13 protein-coding genes are annotated in these 15,526 nt (G+C 47.1%); all 13 read right to left on the bottom strand.

All coding sequences use genetic code 11. The features are described from left to right. Positions 1-219: 219 nt before the first annotated feature. The gene (locus tag VC188_RS09365; protein WP_323483767.1) at positions 220-711 is read right to left on the bottom strand and encodes a hypothetical protein; all 492 of its coding nucleotides are present in this window, start codon (positions 709-711) and stop codon (positions 220-222) included. A 70-nt stretch (positions 712-781) separates the two neighbouring features. Beyond that, positions 782-2,998 (bottom strand): malate synthase G, encoded by a 2,217-nt coding sequence (locus VC188_RS09360; RefSeq protein WP_323483766.1) that lies wholly within the window; start codon positions 2,996-2,998, stop codon positions 782-784. Between the two features lie 60 nt (positions 2,999-3,058). Next, positions 3,059-4,399, bottom strand: coding sequence for an adenylosuccinate synthase (locus VC188_RS09355; protein WP_216191238.1), 1,341 nt, complete (start codon positions 4,397-4,399; stop codon positions 3,059-3,061). A gap of 60 nt (positions 4,400-4,459) precedes the next feature. Next, positions 4,460-5,623: an ATP phosphoribosyltransferase regulatory subunit gene (locus VC188_RS09350; RefSeq protein ID WP_215321843.1), complete on the bottom strand. Its 1,164-nt coding sequence runs from the start codon at positions 5,621-5,623 to the stop codon at positions 4,460-4,462. Between the two features lie 20 nt (positions 5,624-5,643). Next, positions 5,644-6,513 (bottom strand): protease modulator HflC, encoded by an 870-nt coding sequence (gene hflC / locus VC188_RS09345; RefSeq protein WP_323483765.1) that lies wholly within the window; start codon positions 6,511-6,513, stop codon positions 5,644-5,646. Next, entirely contained in the window at positions 6,513-8,012 is a 1,500-nt protein-coding gene (hflK, locus tag VC188_RS09340) for an FtsH protease activity modulator HflK (RefSeq protein ID WP_323483764.1), read from the bottom strand. The genes hflC and hflK overlap by 1 nt, the downstream gene beginning before the upstream one ends. Next, positions 8,002-9,276 (bottom strand): GTPase HflX, encoded by a 1,275-nt coding sequence (hflX, locus tag VC188_RS09335; protein ID WP_256441486.1) that lies wholly within the window; start codon positions 9,274-9,276, stop codon positions 8,002-8,004. The genes hflK and hflX overlap by 11 nt, the downstream gene beginning before the upstream one ends. Continuing rightward, positions 9,236-9,487: an RNA chaperone Hfq gene (gene hfq / locus VC188_RS09330; RefSeq protein WP_072582173.1), complete on the bottom strand. Its 252-nt coding sequence runs from the start codon at positions 9,485-9,487 to the stop codon at positions 9,236-9,238. Before hfq ends, hflX begins: the two co-directional genes overlap by 41 nt. A gap of 186 nt (positions 9,488-9,673) precedes the next feature. Then, the gene (der, locus tag VC188_RS09325; RefSeq protein WP_072582172.1) at positions 9,674-11,038 is read right to left on the bottom strand and encodes a ribosome biogenesis GTPase Der; all 1,365 of its coding nucleotides are present in this window, start codon (positions 11,036-11,038) and stop codon (positions 9,674-9,676) included. Next, positions 11,035-12,192, bottom strand: coding sequence for an outer membrane protein assembly factor BamB (bamB, locus tag VC188_RS09320; protein WP_323483763.1), 1,158 nt, complete (start codon positions 12,190-12,192; stop codon positions 11,035-11,037). The genes der and bamB overlap by 4 nt, the downstream gene beginning before the upstream one ends. After that, on the bottom strand, positions 12,192-12,851 hold the full coding sequence (locus tag VC188_RS09315) for a tetratricopeptide repeat protein (RefSeq protein ID WP_323483762.1): 660 nt from the start codon (positions 12,849-12,851) through the stop codon (positions 12,192-12,194). The genes bamB and VC188_RS09315 overlap by 1 nt, the downstream gene beginning before the upstream one ends. A gap of 48 nt (positions 12,852-12,899) precedes the next feature. Further along, a complete protein-coding gene (hisS, locus tag VC188_RS09310; RefSeq protein WP_323483761.1) occupies positions 12,900-14,228 on the bottom strand; it encodes a histidine--tRNA ligase in 1,329 nt (442 codons plus the stop codon). 17 nt (positions 14,229-14,245) lie between these two features. After that, complete coding sequence (gene ispG / locus VC188_RS09305; RefSeq protein WP_323483760.1) at positions 14,246-15,514, bottom strand: flavodoxin-dependent (E)-4-hydroxy-3-methylbut-2-enyl-diphosphate synthase; 1,269 nt, start codon at positions 15,512-15,514, stop codon at positions 14,246-14,248. Between the last annotated feature and the right edge of the window lie 12 nt (positions 15,515-15,526).

Raw genomic sequence — 15,526 nt, 5'->3', positions numbered from 1 at the left:
GATAAGGAGCTTAGAATGATCCAAGACCGTTTAAACAACCGACCTAGAAAACGATTAGGATTTAAAACCCCCAATGAAGTATTTATGCAGTCCTTAAACCGTGTTGCACTTCGTGTTTGAATCTACGTTTAAATAAAAACCCGAAAAACAGTCATTTTTAGGGTTAATTTATGCTCTTTAAGCGCAAAATTCGCATTTTTCAGAAGTTAAGAAACCACCTTAAGGCTTGATATAGTAACCATAAACACATCGATTTCCACCTCTTGAGGGGTCATGCGTATCGTAAATTATCCCATTCACCACAGCAGTCAGATGCTTTGAGACCTTCACAATTAAGACCCCTGCAGGAAGCTCGCCTAACCTTAGGTGAACCTTGCAGCCAGCACCTATTTCCATCGTAGGCACCCATCGAAAACCCAGACTAATAATGTAGTCATGAAAGACATTGCGATGATTCCCGTTCCTAGGAGATGAACCTTTGACGTTGAGCCTTTTAGCAAGGCGGTCATTTTTCAGCTGGGCGTAACTCTCATTTGCCAGTCTTAAATCCTCATAGACCTGCATATAAGGCAGGCTTGCGGCAATCGCAATGGATCTCACAACGCAATCTCCTGCGCCGCCTTTAAAGCCAGCCGCCTCCCTGCCACCATCATTCAATTGAAATGGAAACCTGGGATATGACTTGGCGAATGGGTTTAAAAATGCAAACATTTGACGGTGTGTAATAAAAAATGGATTTGCTTTTTGGGCAAATCCATTTTTACTTAAAGCGTCGGCTAGATTACTTAGCGTGCGCCTTCTTTACCTCTAAACGCCATGCATGCAGCAAAGGCTCTGTGTAGCCGTTAGGCTGCTCAAGACCTTTGAAAATCAGATCGCTCGCTGCTTTATAGGCATATGAATCTTGGTAGTTAGGCATCATTGGCTGATACAAAGAATCACCAGCATTTTGACCATCAACCACTTTAGCCATACGTTGCAAGCTCTCGTTGACCTGATCAGCAGTCACAATGCCATTGAGCAACCAGTTAGCAATGTGCTGGCTGGAGATACGCAAAGTCGCACGGTCCTCCATCAAGCCTACGTTATGAATGTCAGGAACTTTAGAGCAACCAACACCTTGATCAATCCAACGAACCACATAACCCAAGATACCTTGGCAGTTGTTATCTAATTCTTGCTGAATTTCTTCCTTAGACCAGTTGGCCTTTTCAACCACTGGAATAGTCAACAAATCATCGATTAGCGCTTCTGCTTCAGCGGCTGTATCGAGCTTTTCCATTTCTTTTTGGAGTTCAGCTACGTTTACTTGATGATAGTGAAGCGTGTGTAAGGTTGCTGCTGTTGGTGATGGTACCCAAGCGGTATTTGCGCCCGCTTTAGGGTGAACAATCTTCTGTTCAACCATGGCCTTCATCATATCTGGCATCGCCCACATGCCTTTACCGATTTGAGCGCGGCCACGCAAGCCACAATCCAATCCTGCAAACACGTTACGGCGCTCATAAGCGGATAACCACTTGCTGGTTTTCATATCACCTTTGCGCATCATTGGACCTGCATACATCGCTGTGTGCATTTCATCACCAGTACGATCTAGAAAGCCAGTATTGATGAAGGCTACGCGCGCACCGGCAGCAGCAATAGCTGCTTTGATATTCGCACTCATACGACGCTCTTCATCCATGATGCCCAGTTTCACCGTATCTGCTGGTAAGCCGAGTAATTTCTCAATACGCCCAAAGAGCTCGCCTGCAAAAGCCACTTCTTCTGGGCTGTGCATTTTTGGCTTGACGATATAAACAGAACCCTTACGAGTATTACCAATGGCTTGGCTTGCTGGACGATTGATGTCGTATAGAGCAATCAATACAGTCACTACTGCATCTAAGATACCTTCGTAGATTTCTTTTCCTTCACCAGTAATGATGGCTGGGTTTGTCATTAAATGACCAACGTTACGAAGGAACAAGAGTGAACGGCCATGCAAAGTTACCACGCCATCTTTTGCATCAACAGCACCGATACCGGCCTTGTACTTACGATCTGGGTTTAGTGAGCGAGTAATCGTCTTGTCGCCCTTCTTCACCTCTTCAACCAAAGTGCCTTTTAAGATACCTAGCCAGTTTTCATAAGCAAGAACCTTGTCGTCACCGTCAACGGCAGCAATCGAGTCTTCCAAATCCAAAATAGTAGAGAGTGCAGCCTCAAGCACAACATCATTAATGCCAGCAGGATCGCTAGCACCAATCGTTTTGGTCTTATTGATTTCAATATCAATATGAACACCGTTATTACGCAACAAGATAGAGCTTGGAGCTGCTGCCTCACCTTGGTAACCAACAAATTGCTTCTCGTCCGCCAACCCTGTTGTAGTGCCGTCTTTTAATTTAACGGACAGCTTATTGCCATCAACAGAGTAAGCAACTGAATCACGGTGTGAGCCCTTAGCCAAAGGCGCAGCCTGATCCAAGAAATTGCGAGCGTATGCAACTACTTTTGCACCACGAATTGGGTTGTAAGCGCCAGCCTTAGTAGCGCCATCTTCTTCTGAGAGAACATCGGTACCGTAGAGGGCATCGTACAAAGAGCCCCAACGTGCATTAGCAGCATTCAAGGCATAACGCGCATTGAGTACTGGAACGACTAATTGAGGACCCGCTTGCAGAGCCAACTCATCATCTACATTCTTGGTGGTTGCAGTAATTTTTCCTGGCACATCAACTAAGTAGTCGATCTCTTTCAAAAACTTGCGGTACGCAGGCATATCCTTGATTGGGCCTGGATTGGCTTGGTGCCATTTGTCCAAATCCAACTGAATGCGGTCGCGCTTTGCGAGCAAGGCATCATTTTTTGGTGTGAGGTCTTTAACGATCCCATCAAAACCTTTCCAAAAATCGGCACTCTTAATACCGGTACCTGGAAGCACTTTGTCTTCGATGAATCGATATAAGGGAGTTGCCACCTGGAGGCTATTGCAAGTAGTGCGCGCAGTCATGTTGTGAACCTTTGTCTCTAAAGCGAAAGTTAATAAATATGGTTGATTAAATATTTTCCATCAATCCTGGAAAGGATGTTGGAGAAGAATGGTTTCATCACGCTCTGGGCCTGTAGATACCATTGCAATCGGCTTACCAGCTACTTCCTCGATACGACGAAGGAACTTTTGGGCTTCGGCGGGCAACTTATCCCACTCGCGAATGCCGAAAGTTGTACCCTTCCAACCCGGGAAATCCTCATAAATTGGCTCGCAACGGGCAACTGATTCCGCGCCACGCGGCAATACATCTAACTTCTTGCCATCAAGGTGATAACCAACGCATAAGCGAATAGTTTCAAAGCCATCAAGGACATCTAGCTTAGTAATGCAAAGACCAGATAGGCCATTGATCTGAATCGAGCGCTTCAAAGCAGCAGCATCTAGCCAGCCAGTACGACGTGGGCGTCCAGTGACAGAACCAAATTCTTTACCTACTTCAGCCAAACGCACGCCAATCGGATCTTGTCTTGCAGGATTGTCATGGTCATATAGCTCACTTGGGAATGGGCCGGCACCAACGCGTGTGCAGTAAGCCTTCGTAATACCTAAAATGTATTGCAAAGAGTCTGGCCCAACCCCTGAACCTGCAGCAGCATTACCTGCTACACAGTTACTGGAGGTTACATAGGGATAGGTGCCGTGATCGATATCGAGCAATGTGCCCTGCGCACCTTCAAATAACAAGTTTTGACCAGATTGCTCGGCAGCATACAAGGCACTGGATACATCCACCACCATTGGCTTAAGACGCTCTGCATAAGACATTGCTTCAGCTAAAGTCTTCTCATAGCTTACTGGCTCAGCACCGTAGTAATTTGTGAGCATGAAATTATGGTATTCCAAATTCTCTCGCAATTGCTCAGCAAATTTCTCTGGGTAGAACAAATCTTGCACACGCAAAGCACGACGAGCTACTTTATCTTCATACGCAGGTCCGATGCCGCGACCAGTTGTGCCAATCTTGGCCTCACCGCGCTTTTTCTCGCGAGCATGATCAATAGCTACGTGATAAGGCAGAATTAGAGTGGTTGCTTCAGAAATTTTGAGACGGGACTGAACATCTAAACCAGCAGCCTCGAGCTCCCCGATCTCTTTAAAGAGCGCCTCTGGTGAAAGCACCACGCCGTTACCGATATAGCAAATCACGTTTTTATGCATGATTCCAGAAGGAATCAAACGAAGAATGGTCTTCTTGTCGCCTATGATTAATGTATGGCCGGCGTTGTGTCCACCTTGAAAGCGAACTACTGCTTGAGCATGGTCAGTCAACCAATCCACTACCTTACCCTTGCCTTCATCACCCCACTGGGTGCCAATGACAACTACGTTACGACCTTTTGCTTGCTGCGTTGAAGACATAATGAAATCCAAAAAGATAATTACAAAATAAGTTAACTGCTTAATGCCAAATTGATTGCTTTACTTCTTTTTTACTTCCCAAGAGCTGCCCTGCTTTACCAGTTCTCGATCACATTCATACTCGGCAGCTTCTGCTGCTGTTCCTACTGGAATCTGTATCACCACCTCGCCCTGACTTCTCAAAGCGGTGATTGCCTTGCTTAATGCAGCATCCTCAACCCAAGGAGCCAAGATAGCCAACTTGCGCACCTTCATGGGTGATAAGCCTGCAAGAGTCAAAAGATCTAACGAAAATCCGGTTGCTGGACGAGGGCGACCAAAGGCCTGACCCACATGATCGTAGCGACCACCTCTGGCAATGGGCTGAGGCAACTGATCTATATAAGCCGCGAACATCACACCACTGTGATATTGATAGCCACGAAGATCGGCCAAATCAATACTGAGCTCTAAGTTGACAGATAACTTCGCTGCAGCTGAAACTAAACGCTCCAGATCTGCCAAAGCCTGATCAATTGCTACGTGCTTAGGCAAGTCTTTCTTAGCCTTTGCCAACACTTCAGCACAAGGGCCATTTAACTCAGTCAAGGCCATCAGCGCTTTAGCAACATTCGCAGGCAAACACGCCGCCCACTGACTTAAGCGAGGACGATCCTTGCTTTGCAAAAGGCTATACAAAGCTTCAACCGTTGCTTTATCTAAATTCTGGCCATCTAAGATACCCGCCAAAATGCCCGCATGAGATAAATCGAGGTAAACCTTTTCTAGGCCTGCAAGAGACAGCGTTTTGAGAAGCAAGGTGATAGCCTCTAGATCAGCTTCCCAAGTGGCACATCCATAGATCTCTGCGCCCAACTGCAACTCTTCACGCGCTGAGCTACCAACTGGTGTGCGAGCGTGCGCAACGGATCCGGCATAGCAAAGACGAGTGACGCCAGCACGATTCAAGAGATGTGCATCAATACGAGCAACTTGCGGAGTCATGTCTGCACGCAAACCTAAGGTGCGCCCAGATAACTGGTCTACCAATTTAAAAGTTTGCAGATTAAGATCGGAGCCAGTGCCGGTTAATAGGGAATCTAAAAACTCCAAAATAGGGGGGGCAACCAACTCATAACCATAGGATTGATACAAATCCAAAATAGCACGACGCAATGACTCAACTTTGCGAGCCTCAGCGGGCAAAACGTCTGCAATATCTTCAGGAAGTAACCAGCGATTCATGATGTGGACTATTCGCTTTCTTATTTTTTGTGCAGGAACTTAAAGAACTCACCATTCGGCTCAACCACCATAATGTCCTTCTTGTCCTTAAAAGAACTTCTATAGGCTTCTAGGCTTTGATAGAACTGAGCAAACTGGGGGTCGCGCCCAAACGCCTCTGCATAGAGTGCAGTCGCTTTAGCGTCCCCTGCCCCTTTAATCTTTTGGGCATCGCGATAAGCTTCCGCCAGGATAGTGTCACGTTGACGCTCTGCATTCGCACGAATCTTGTCGGATTCTGCAGCACCCGTGGAGCGGAGCTCATTAGCCACACGCTTACGCTCTGCTTCCATACGGCGATATACAGAATCACTGATTTCTGCCAAGAGGTCAACACGCTTTAAGCGCACATCAACAATCTCTACGCCGATATCAGAGGCATCATCAGCAACCTTCTTGCGAATACCCTGCATCACCTCTTCACGCTGATCAGAAATTAACTCACGCACAGTGCGTTTAGTGAATTCTTCATTCAGGGCGGAACGAACCAATTGGGTTAAGCGATCCTGAGCTAAGCGCTCATCGCCTTTGAAGCTGATAAAGAACTTCCGTGGATCAACAATGCGCCACTTCACATAAGAATCTACTAATAAGTTTTTCTTCTCGGCAGTAATAAAACGCTCTGCTTCTGGATTATCGATTGTCAAAATGCGGCGATCGAAGAAGCGCACGTTTTCAAATGGCGCTGGAAACTTTATTTGTATGCCCGGCTTCTCAATCACGCGAACAATCTGTCCAAATGAGAACACCACGGCGAACTTACGTTGATCCACGACAAAAATACTAGAAGACAGAACATAAATCAGCGCAATAAAGCTAATACCTGCAGCGATTAAACGATTGGCATTCATTATCTGGACTCCCGATCACGACTACGGAGACCATCACGTTTATCGGTAGAGTTATTCACAGCTGACGCTGGGGTTGCAGGAGTGGCACTGGAAGTTGGGGCTGGTGTATTTACTCCAGTGGCACCACCAACCGTCACGCTACCAGTTGGAGTGTTGGTACCAGACTGATTTGTCTGTGTATTTGCCGCTTGAGCACTTTCAGCACTCACCTGTGCAACGATCTTATCAAGCGGGAGATATAAAAGACTATTGCTCTTGGTGGTATCAACCAAGATTTTGGTCACGTTGCTATACATCTCACGCATGCTATCGATATACATGCGATCACGCGTTACTTGTGGCGCCTTTGCGTACTCCACCAAAATTTGCTTAAAGCGCGTGGCATCACCCTCTGCAGTAGCAACTACACGAGCCTTGTAGCCCTCAGCCTCCTGAATCAGACGGGCTGCAGTACCTTTGGCGCGCGGAATAATGTCATTAGCGTAAGCCTGGCCTTCACTCTTCAAGCGCTCCTGGTCTTGACCCGCTTTGACTGCATCGTCAAACGCTGCTTGAACCTGTTCAGGCGGTTGAACGTTTTGCACAGTCACACTGGTCACATATATGCCCGTTTTGTAGCTATCCAAAATCTTCTGAATTGAGTTGGCTAAATCGATACCAATCTTTTCGCGCCCCTCATACAACACGGTATCCATTTTGCTGCGGGCAACAATCTCACGCACTGCAGTTTCTGCCGCTTGCACAACTGCAGTATCAGGATCACGATTATTAAATAAGTAATCCGTAGGATCCTTGAGGCGGTATTGCACAGCAAAGCGCACATCGATGATGTTTTCATCTTCGGTGAGCATTGAAGAATCTTTTTGATTGGTAGCCTTGATTAATACGGGGCGCCCTACTTCTACAGAGCGAACGCCCGAGAGATTGACAGTCTCCTCAGATTGAATCGGCCAAGGCATGTGCCAATTAATACCCGGTTTTGCGGTGTAATCATATTTACCAAAAGTTAAGATAACGCCAGCCTGCCCTTCTTGAATAATGAAGAAGCCACTGCAGATCCACACAAAGAAGACCAGCGCTCCAGCAACAAGAATGCTTGCTTTAGATCCAAATGGATTATTGAAATTAAAGTTAGGCGCATTGATGCCGCCATTACCACCACCGTTACCGCCATTTCCGCGTTGTGAAGGTGGGGGAATATCGGTGCTGCTTGGTTTATTCGTTGGCTTACTAGCAGGACCGCCTGTTACGCCAGGTATTTTCTTGCCGCCAAAGATGCCAGCAATTCTGTCGTTGAAGTCGCGCCATAGCTCGTCCAAGTCTGGCGGGCCATCTGGCTTAGTTGGCTGAGTTTCTACCGGTTTATTGGTTTCTGGATCCGCCTTGGGAGCTTGTTCATTTCCCTGCCCATCTTTGGCATCTTTGGATCCACCGGAATTGTGGCTATTGCCCCAACCTGGATCATTGACCGAAAACAGGTCGAGAAATTTACGCATCATTTGAAAAATAGCTTCGCTTGGCAATCGGATTAAATTCAGAAGTTTCTGGTCGTTCGGGTAAAGGCTCTAAAAACTCATCCGGGGCCAATTGCTTCTTGGCACGGTTGTGCTCGACCCTTATTCTATCAGTCATTTGGGAGCATTCGGCCAAGGCTGAACGGAGTAAATCAAGGCCCAAGCCCGTCTTGGCTGACAGGAAAACCTGGCTCGGAATACCCTCCCCGTCCCGCTCTAAAACAGCCCCACGAGTGAAGGTTTGAGGCATCTGGTCGATCTTATTCATGACCTCGATACGGGGGATGTCATCTGCCCCGATTTCCTCCAAAACCGCTTCAACTTCCGCTTTTTGCTCTCTAGCTACAGGGCTACAGGCATCAATGACATGCAAAATCAGGTCGGCATGGATGGTTTCATCCAAGGTGGCTCTAAAAGCCTCTACTAACTGGTGAGGCAAATCCCGGATAAATCCAACCGTGTCAGAGACCACAATGGAACCAACCCCCTCTAAATGGACCCTTCTAGAAGTGGTATCCAGAGTGGCAAATAACTGGTCAGCAGCATAAGTCCCGGCTTTGGTTAGGGCATTAAATAAGGTGGATTTACCAGCATTGGTATATCCAACCAAGGAGACCGAAAACACATCTCTACGATTTCGGGAACGTCTTTGGGTTCTTTGCTGACGCTGCAGCTTTTCAAGCTCATTTTCCAAGCGCTTTGCTTTAGTGGCTAGCATCCGGCGATCTAACTCCATCTGCGTTTCACCAGGGCCGCCACGCACACCAATACCGCCGCGTTGACGCTCCAAATGACTCCAGGCTCTCACTAAGCGTGACATGCGATAGCGGACCTGTGCAAGCTCAACTTGCGTCTTACCAATATGACTTTGCGCTCTTTGGCTAAAGATATCCAAAATCAAGCCTGTGCGATCCATTACATGAAAGCCAATGTGACGTTCTAAATTGCGTTGCTGGGTTGGGGATAGCGGGTGATTAAAGATGGCAAGTTCTGCCCCCTGCTCCTCCATCACCCTCTTGAGTTCGTTAGCCTTGCCCGAACCAATAAATAAGGCGGGGTCAGTTTTGCCCTTGCGTGCGATAACACTGGCTGCAGGTATAGAGCCGGCGCTGTCAGCTAAAAGACTGAGCTCAGCCATGCTATCTGCAAAATCCTCGCGTCCTGTATCTACACCAACCAGAACGGCGCGTGCCGCATCTACTCCAGTTTTATACAGGGCTAGCTTCTTCCAAACGGAAATCAATCGCACGAGCTGGAACGATCGTGGAGATTGCATGTTTGTAAACCATCTGTGTCACGGTATTACGCAAGAGGACAACATATTGATCAAAAGATTCAATATTGCCCTGTAACTTAATGCCGTTTACAAGATAGATCGAAACAGGAACATGCTCTTTGCGCAAAGCATTGAGAAAAGGGTCCTGAAGTAATTGAATTTTGTTGGGGTTGCTATTACTCATACTGCTCCTTAATTATTTTTTGCTTTATTACTTTTTTGGGAGTCTTGCTTTTTTTATTAAATACCAATTCACTACAAACCTTCACTACAAATCATTTATTACAAACTACTCAATCAGCCCTCTATATTGGGCTGATTTTGGAAAAAATCAAGCCCATTTCGAATGAAAGATAAAACTCAGCTCAAATTAACGCTTTTTGCCTTTTTTACCCTTATCTGCCTCTACGTAGGGGTTTTTAGCGGTATTCATCTGAATACGCAGAGGCGTACCGCGTAATTTAAAGACATCCCTAAAGCGACCTTCTAAGTATCGCTTGTAGCTATCCGTCACCCCACTCAAGGATGTACCATGAATGACCACAATTGGAGGGTTCATGCCCCCTTGATGGGCATAACGCAATTTAGGACGACCCATACCAACGCGTTTAGGCTGTTGATGCTCAATCGCCTCTTGCAAAATACGGGTTAAGCGTGGGGTTGGTAGTTTTGCCATTGCGGCTGCATATGCAGAATCCACATCCTTAAAGAGCTCCTTAAGGCCTGTACCCTTTTTAGCGGAGATTGGGTGGACGTTTGCAAAATCGAGGAAGCGTAGCTTTTGCGCAATCTCTAATCGAGCGCGCTCTTTTACATAAGCATCCAAACCATCCCACTTGTTCACTGCAACCACTAAAGCGCGGCCAGCTTCCACAATAAATCCAGCGATGTGTGCATCTTGCTCCGAAATATCTTGCTGAGCATCTAACATCAAGATCACCACATTACAGTCAGCAATCGCTTGCAATGTTTTAACAACAGAAAACTTTTCAATCGCTTCAAAAACTTTTCCACGGCGACGCAAGCCTGCAGTGTCAACCAAGATGTAAGGCTTGCCATTGCGCTCAAAGGGAACTTCGATCGCATCACGGGTGGTACCTGGCATATCAAATGCAATGACGCGCTCTTCACCGATTAATTTGTTAATCAGTGTTGACTTGCCAACGTTAGGTCGCCCTACTACGGCGATCTTCATTGGACGATTTGGATCGTTAGCCAATTCATCCTCATCTGGCTCTGCAATGCCAAGGGAATCTAATGCGTCATCGATCAAGCCACGCACGCCATCGCCATGTGCTGAAGAAATTGGGAACGGCTCACCTAAACCAAGCTCATGGAAGTCGGCTGTGACAACGCCAGCCTGCATGCCTTCTGTTTTATTAACTGCGAGGATAACGGGTCGACCAGTCTTACGTAAGAAATCAGCGATGACACGATCTTGTGGCGCCATACCAAGACGACCGTCAACCAAGAAAATCACAATGTCAGATTCAGCAACAGCTTGCTTAGTTTGCTTTGCCATCTCAGCCACAATGCCGGTCTTAGCTACTGGCTCAAAACCACCGGTGTCTACGCAAATAAAAGCGCGCTCACCAATACGACCTTTGCCGTAGTGTCGATCTCTGGTTAGGCCAGAAAAGTCAGCCACCAATGCATCACGTGAACGCGTTAAGCGATTAAAGAGAGTCGACTTTCCCACATTAGGACGGCCGACGATAGTGATGACTGGATTCATTTTGGACTGTACGCCGCTATTTTTCCACCTTGAGATTGAACCAAGATGAGGCCACCTACCGCAATGGGGGCAGCCGAGATTGGACTACTGTCGTGACGAATACGCGCAACCATCTCGCCATTCGCCTGTGAAAATGCATGGATATAACCTTGAGCATCACCCATGAGTAGCACCCTGCCTACCGCAAGCGACTCACCAACATCACGGAATGTCAGCTGCGTGTTTTCCCAAACTTGAGTGCCGTCTTTTGTTGCAAAGGCGGTGACATAAGACTTATCGTTTGCCGAGAAAACCATGTCGGTGCTTTGTGAGGTACCGGTATAACTTGAATAGTCTTTGAACCATAAAAGGTTGCCTGTACGAGCCTGCCCGCAACCAATCCGTCCTTGATAAGAGACTGCGCAGAGGATATCGCCTTCCATACTTGGTTTAGCGGTGACATCATTCAAGCGCTCAATCTCTGAGAAGCCCTTAGGAAAAGAAACTGGCGTCTCCCAAACTAAGCCGCCATTAGCAATAGCAATCATCCCAAAGCGCCCACCAGTGAAACCAGTAACGATGACTTCATTGCCAATAGCCAGCATGCCGTAGCCAACACGCAATGACAATGCAGCCTGTTGACGCTGATAAGTCCATTTTTTAGCGCCCGTTAGCGCATCCAGTCCAATGAAGCGATTGTCTAGCGCGCGCACTACGACAACGCCACCGGCTACCACTGGCTCACTCAATACTTCACTACCAACGCTGACATTCCATATCGGCTTGCCAGTATCGTCATAGGCGTAGACCACCCCCTTGGTGGTAACGGCAACAGTAGTACGGCCATCAGAGCCAGGGCCAACCGACAAATTCTCAGGAACGGATACTGACCAGACCTTATTGCCGGTTGCTAAATCAATCTTTGCCAAGTTCCCACCATGAGAGGCTGCATACACCGCATCGCCAGCAACAATAGGATGAAAGTTAAAGGATTCAGATGAACCAATGCTAGTTGACCATACAGGCTGCAAATCAAATTGCTTGGTAACGGTCACTAAATCAGCGGGCTTCCTTACTCTGGAGCTACCAGAGCATGCGGCTAAAGCAATTACCACGGCACCCAATACCAAGGCGGCGCCTAAGCACATCGGTAAACGCTTGATTTCTTTAGTCATCACTGAGCAACTCCTCCAACAGCATCTAATTTAACCTTGAGAAGGCGACGCGCCTCTTCAGGAAATTCTTTTGCTTGGTCTAATTTTTTCCAGGCATCTTGATAGCTTACTTTAGCTTGCTCATTTTTCTTTTGCGCCAAATACCAATCGCCACGACGCTCAAGCCATAAAGATTCAAAACCAGCAATCGGTTTCTCATTCAATATTTGATCAGCCTCTGCAAAATCTTTTTCACTGCCCTGCTCAATCAATAGAGTTACTAGGCGTAATTTCGCCAATCCAAGATAACCATCATTAGATGCATTCTTTGCCGCCCAACGCAAATAATCCAAAGCCTTCGCGGTATCACCTGCGTCTGATGCGATCCGTGCGGCGATCAAACTAGACATTGCTGCGTAAGGTGTACGGCCAAAATCTTTTTGCAAGTCGTCTGTTGCGCGCAGAGTCTGGTCTTTATCGCCTTTAGCAATGGCACCTACCATCGTTTCATAAAGCTTAGACGCTTCGAGTGCCTGACTATTGCGCCACCATTGATAGCCACTGTAAGCAGCATAAGCAAACAACGCAACTGTAACGACCCCAGTAATAAGGTTACGGTACTTTTGCCAAAACGCTTTGAATTGGTCTAATTGTTCTTGTTCTTCTAGATCTAAAGGCATGTCAATCCAAACTCATTTAATAGGTAATTAGTGTGTATTAGCTTAATTCTATTCGGAGGCGCCTACCAGGGCATCAATTGCAGCCCCTAAGACATCATCCAGGGGTACAGACTTCTGCTCGCCGGTACCGCGCAAGTCCTTGAGTTGCGCCTCATTCTTGGCTAATTCATCAGGTCCAATAATGACCGCAAAGGCAGCCCCACTAGCATCCGCCTTCTTCATTTGGGACTTAAAGCTGGCTGATTGACCGTCAGGAGGGCAGAACAGGATTGTATCGATTCCAGCGCTCCGCAAGCGTTCAGCGATGATCATGGCAGCAGTCAAAGTCTCGCCGCCTTGATGCAATACAAAAATATCGCATTGAGCCTGAGCTTCTGGCAATGATCCAGAAACCTTCATTAATTCTAGAACCCGTTCCATACCCATAGCCCAACCACAAGCTGGTGCAGCCTTGCCACCCATACGCTCAATTAATGGGTCATAGCGTCCACCGCCAGCAATAGTGCCTTGTGCACCTAATTCATCAGTCACCCACTCGAATACAGTGAGGTTATAGTAATCGAGGCCACGAACTAAACGAGGATTAATTTTGCAGGGGATGTTATTTGCTTTAATTAATGCCTGCACCGCATTGAAATGCTTCAGCGACTCTTCGCCCAAAAAATCCAATAATTTTGGTGCGCCCTCAATCAATGCCTGCATCTCTGGATTTTTAGAGTCCAAAATACGCAAAGGATTGGTAATCAGGCGACGCTGTGAATCTTCATCGAGCTGCGATTGATTTTTCTCAAAGTAAGTAACCAATGCGGCGCGGTGTTCAGCACGCTCAGGGGCCTGACCTAGGGAGTTCATTTCTAAACGAACGCCCTTCAATCCCAACTCGTCCCATAAACGCTGACCCATGAGAATGATTTCAGCATCAATATCAGGTCCGGCAAAGCCTAAGGCCTCAACACCAAACTGGTGGAACTGGCGATAGCGACCACGCTGTGGGCGCTCATGACGGAACATCGGTCCGGTGTACCAAAGACGCTTAGGCCCTTCGTATAACAAATTATTTTCAATTACAGAGCGCACTAATGCGGCAGTACCCTCAGGGCGTAAGGTGAGTTGCTCGCCATTCAAGCGATCCTCGAACGAATACATTTCTTTTTCAACAATATCGGTAACCTCACCGATGCCACGCTGGAATACGGCAGTTGCCTCAACAATAGGTGTTCGCAAAAACTCATAGCCGTAAGCATGAGTTAAATCACGCAATACATGCTCAAGATGAGCCCACTGCGCCGCATCCGCTGGCAGTAAATCATTCATACCGCGCACGCCATTTATCTTTTGAGTTTTCTGGACTTTAGTTTGCTTGTTCTCGTCAGTCATTTTTATTATTCTTCTTGTTAAAGCTTGGCAGCGTAGTTTTGTTTAACATAGTCATCTACGATCACCTGAAACTCTTCGGCAATTTTCTCACCACGCAGGGTTTTGACCTTAATTCCGTCGACAAACACTGGGGCTGCAGGGGTTTCACCCGTTCCAGGCAATGAAATACCAATATTGGCATGCTTACTCTCGCCTGGGCCATTCACGATACAGCCCATCACGGCGACATTCATATTCTCTACGCCAGGATGGGTTTTCTTCCAAATAGGCATTTGTTGACGCAAATAAGACTGGATATTCGCTGCCAACTCTTGGAAGGTGGTGCTAGTTGTTCTTCCGCAACCTGGACATGCAATTACCATCGGTGTGAAATTACGCAAGCCCATGGTTTGCAATATTTCTTGGGCAACAATGACTTCATTTTCACGAGGAGCGCCTGGATCAGGCGTCAATGAAACGCGAATGGTATCGCCAATACCTTCTTGCAACAAAATACCCATTGCTGCAGTAGAGGAAACAATGCCTTTGCTACCCATGCCTGCTTCAGTTAGACCTAAGTGCAGCGGATAGTCGGAGCGACGTGACAGATCACGATACACAGCAACTAAATCTTGAACATTACTGACTTTGCAAGAAAGCAAAATTTGATCGGGATTCATGCCAAACTCAACCGCTTTTTCTGCTGACTGCAAAGCCGACTGAATCAAAGCCTCAATCATCACTTCTTGCGCAGTCTTTGGATTTGCCAGAGCTGCATTGCTATCCATAATCGAAGCTAGAAGCTCTTGATCCAAGCTACCCCAATTCACACCAATTCGAATAGGCTTATCGTACTTGCAAGCGGCTTCTATCATTTGTGCAAATTGTGGATCGCGCTTGGCGCCCTTACCCACATTGCCTGGGTTGATGCGGTACTTCGAGAGCGCTTTAGCGCACTCCGGAAAATCGTTTAATAAAGTATGGCCGTTGTAGTGGAAGTCGCCAATCAACGGTACCAAAACATCCATCTTGTCTAACTGCTCACGAATATAGGGAACTGCGGCAGCCGCCTCTGGAGTATTGACAGTGATACGCACCATCTCTGAACCAGCGCGAGCTAATTCCTTTACCTGAATTGCAGTACCCACTGCATCCGCAGTATCGGTATTAGTCATTGACTGCACACGCACTGGTGCATCTCCACCAACGGTAATGATGTTGGTTTTCCAGGCAACGGTTGCTTGACGCGTTGCACGCTTAGGGGATGGGCCTAGCGGTAGTGGTGGCAAAGAATGATTAGAGCTCATTAGGATCTATGG

This window comes from Polynucleobacter sp. MG-28-Ekke-A2 (assembly GCF_035012985.1).
Classification (GTDB): Bacteria; Pseudomonadota; Gammaproteobacteria; order Burkholderiales; family Burkholderiaceae; genus Polynucleobacter.
Note: the sequence above shows the minus strand (reverse complement) of the source record. Positions and strands in the feature narration are given on the sequence as shown.

Excerpts from the sequence above, each read along its gene's own strand:
- ispG (WP_323483760.1), bottom strand. The coding sequence starts at position 15,514 with ATGAGCTCTAATCATTCTTTGCCACCACTACCGCTAGGCCCATCCCCT.
- VC188_RS09365 (WP_323483767.1), bottom strand. The coding sequence starts at position 711 with ATGTTTGCATTTTTAAACCCATTCGCCAAGTCATATCCCAGGTTTCCA.
- hflK (WP_323483764.1), bottom strand. The coding sequence starts at position 8,012 with ATGATGCGTAAATTTCTCGACCTGTTTTCGGTCAATGATCCAGGTTGG.
- VC188_RS09355 (WP_216191238.1), bottom strand. The coding sequence starts at position 4,399 with ATGTCTTCAACGCAGCAAGCAAAAGGTCGTAACGTAGTTGTCATTGGC.
- VC188_RS09350 (WP_215321843.1), bottom strand. The coding sequence starts at position 5,623 with ATGAATCGCTGGTTACTTCCTGAAGATATTGCAGACGTTTTGCCCGCT.
- VC188_RS09360 (WP_323483766.1), bottom strand. The coding sequence starts at position 2,998 with ATGACTGCGCGCACTACTTGCAATAGCCTCCAGGTGGCAACTCCCTTA.
- hfq (WP_072582173.1), bottom strand. The coding sequence starts at position 9,487 with ATGAGTAATAGCAACCCCAACAAAATTCAATTACTTCAGGACCCTTTT.
- hflC (WP_323483765.1), bottom strand. The coding sequence starts at position 6,513 with ATGAATGCCAATCGTTTAATCGCTGCAGGTATTAGCTTTATTGCGCTG.
- VC188_RS09315 (WP_323483762.1), bottom strand. The coding sequence starts at position 12,851 with ATGCCTTTAGATCTAGAAGAACAAGAACAATTAGACCAATTCAAAGCG.
- der (WP_072582172.1), bottom strand. The coding sequence starts at position 11,038 with ATGAATCCAGTCATCACTATCGTCGGCCGTCCTAATGTGGGAAAGTCG.
- bamB (WP_323483763.1), bottom strand. The coding sequence starts at position 12,192 with ATGACTAAAGAAATCAAGCGTTTACCGATGTGCTTAGGCGCCGCCTTG.
- hisS (WP_323483761.1), bottom strand. The coding sequence starts at position 14,228 with ATGACTGACGAGAACAAGCAAACTAAAGTCCAGAAAACTCAAAAGATA.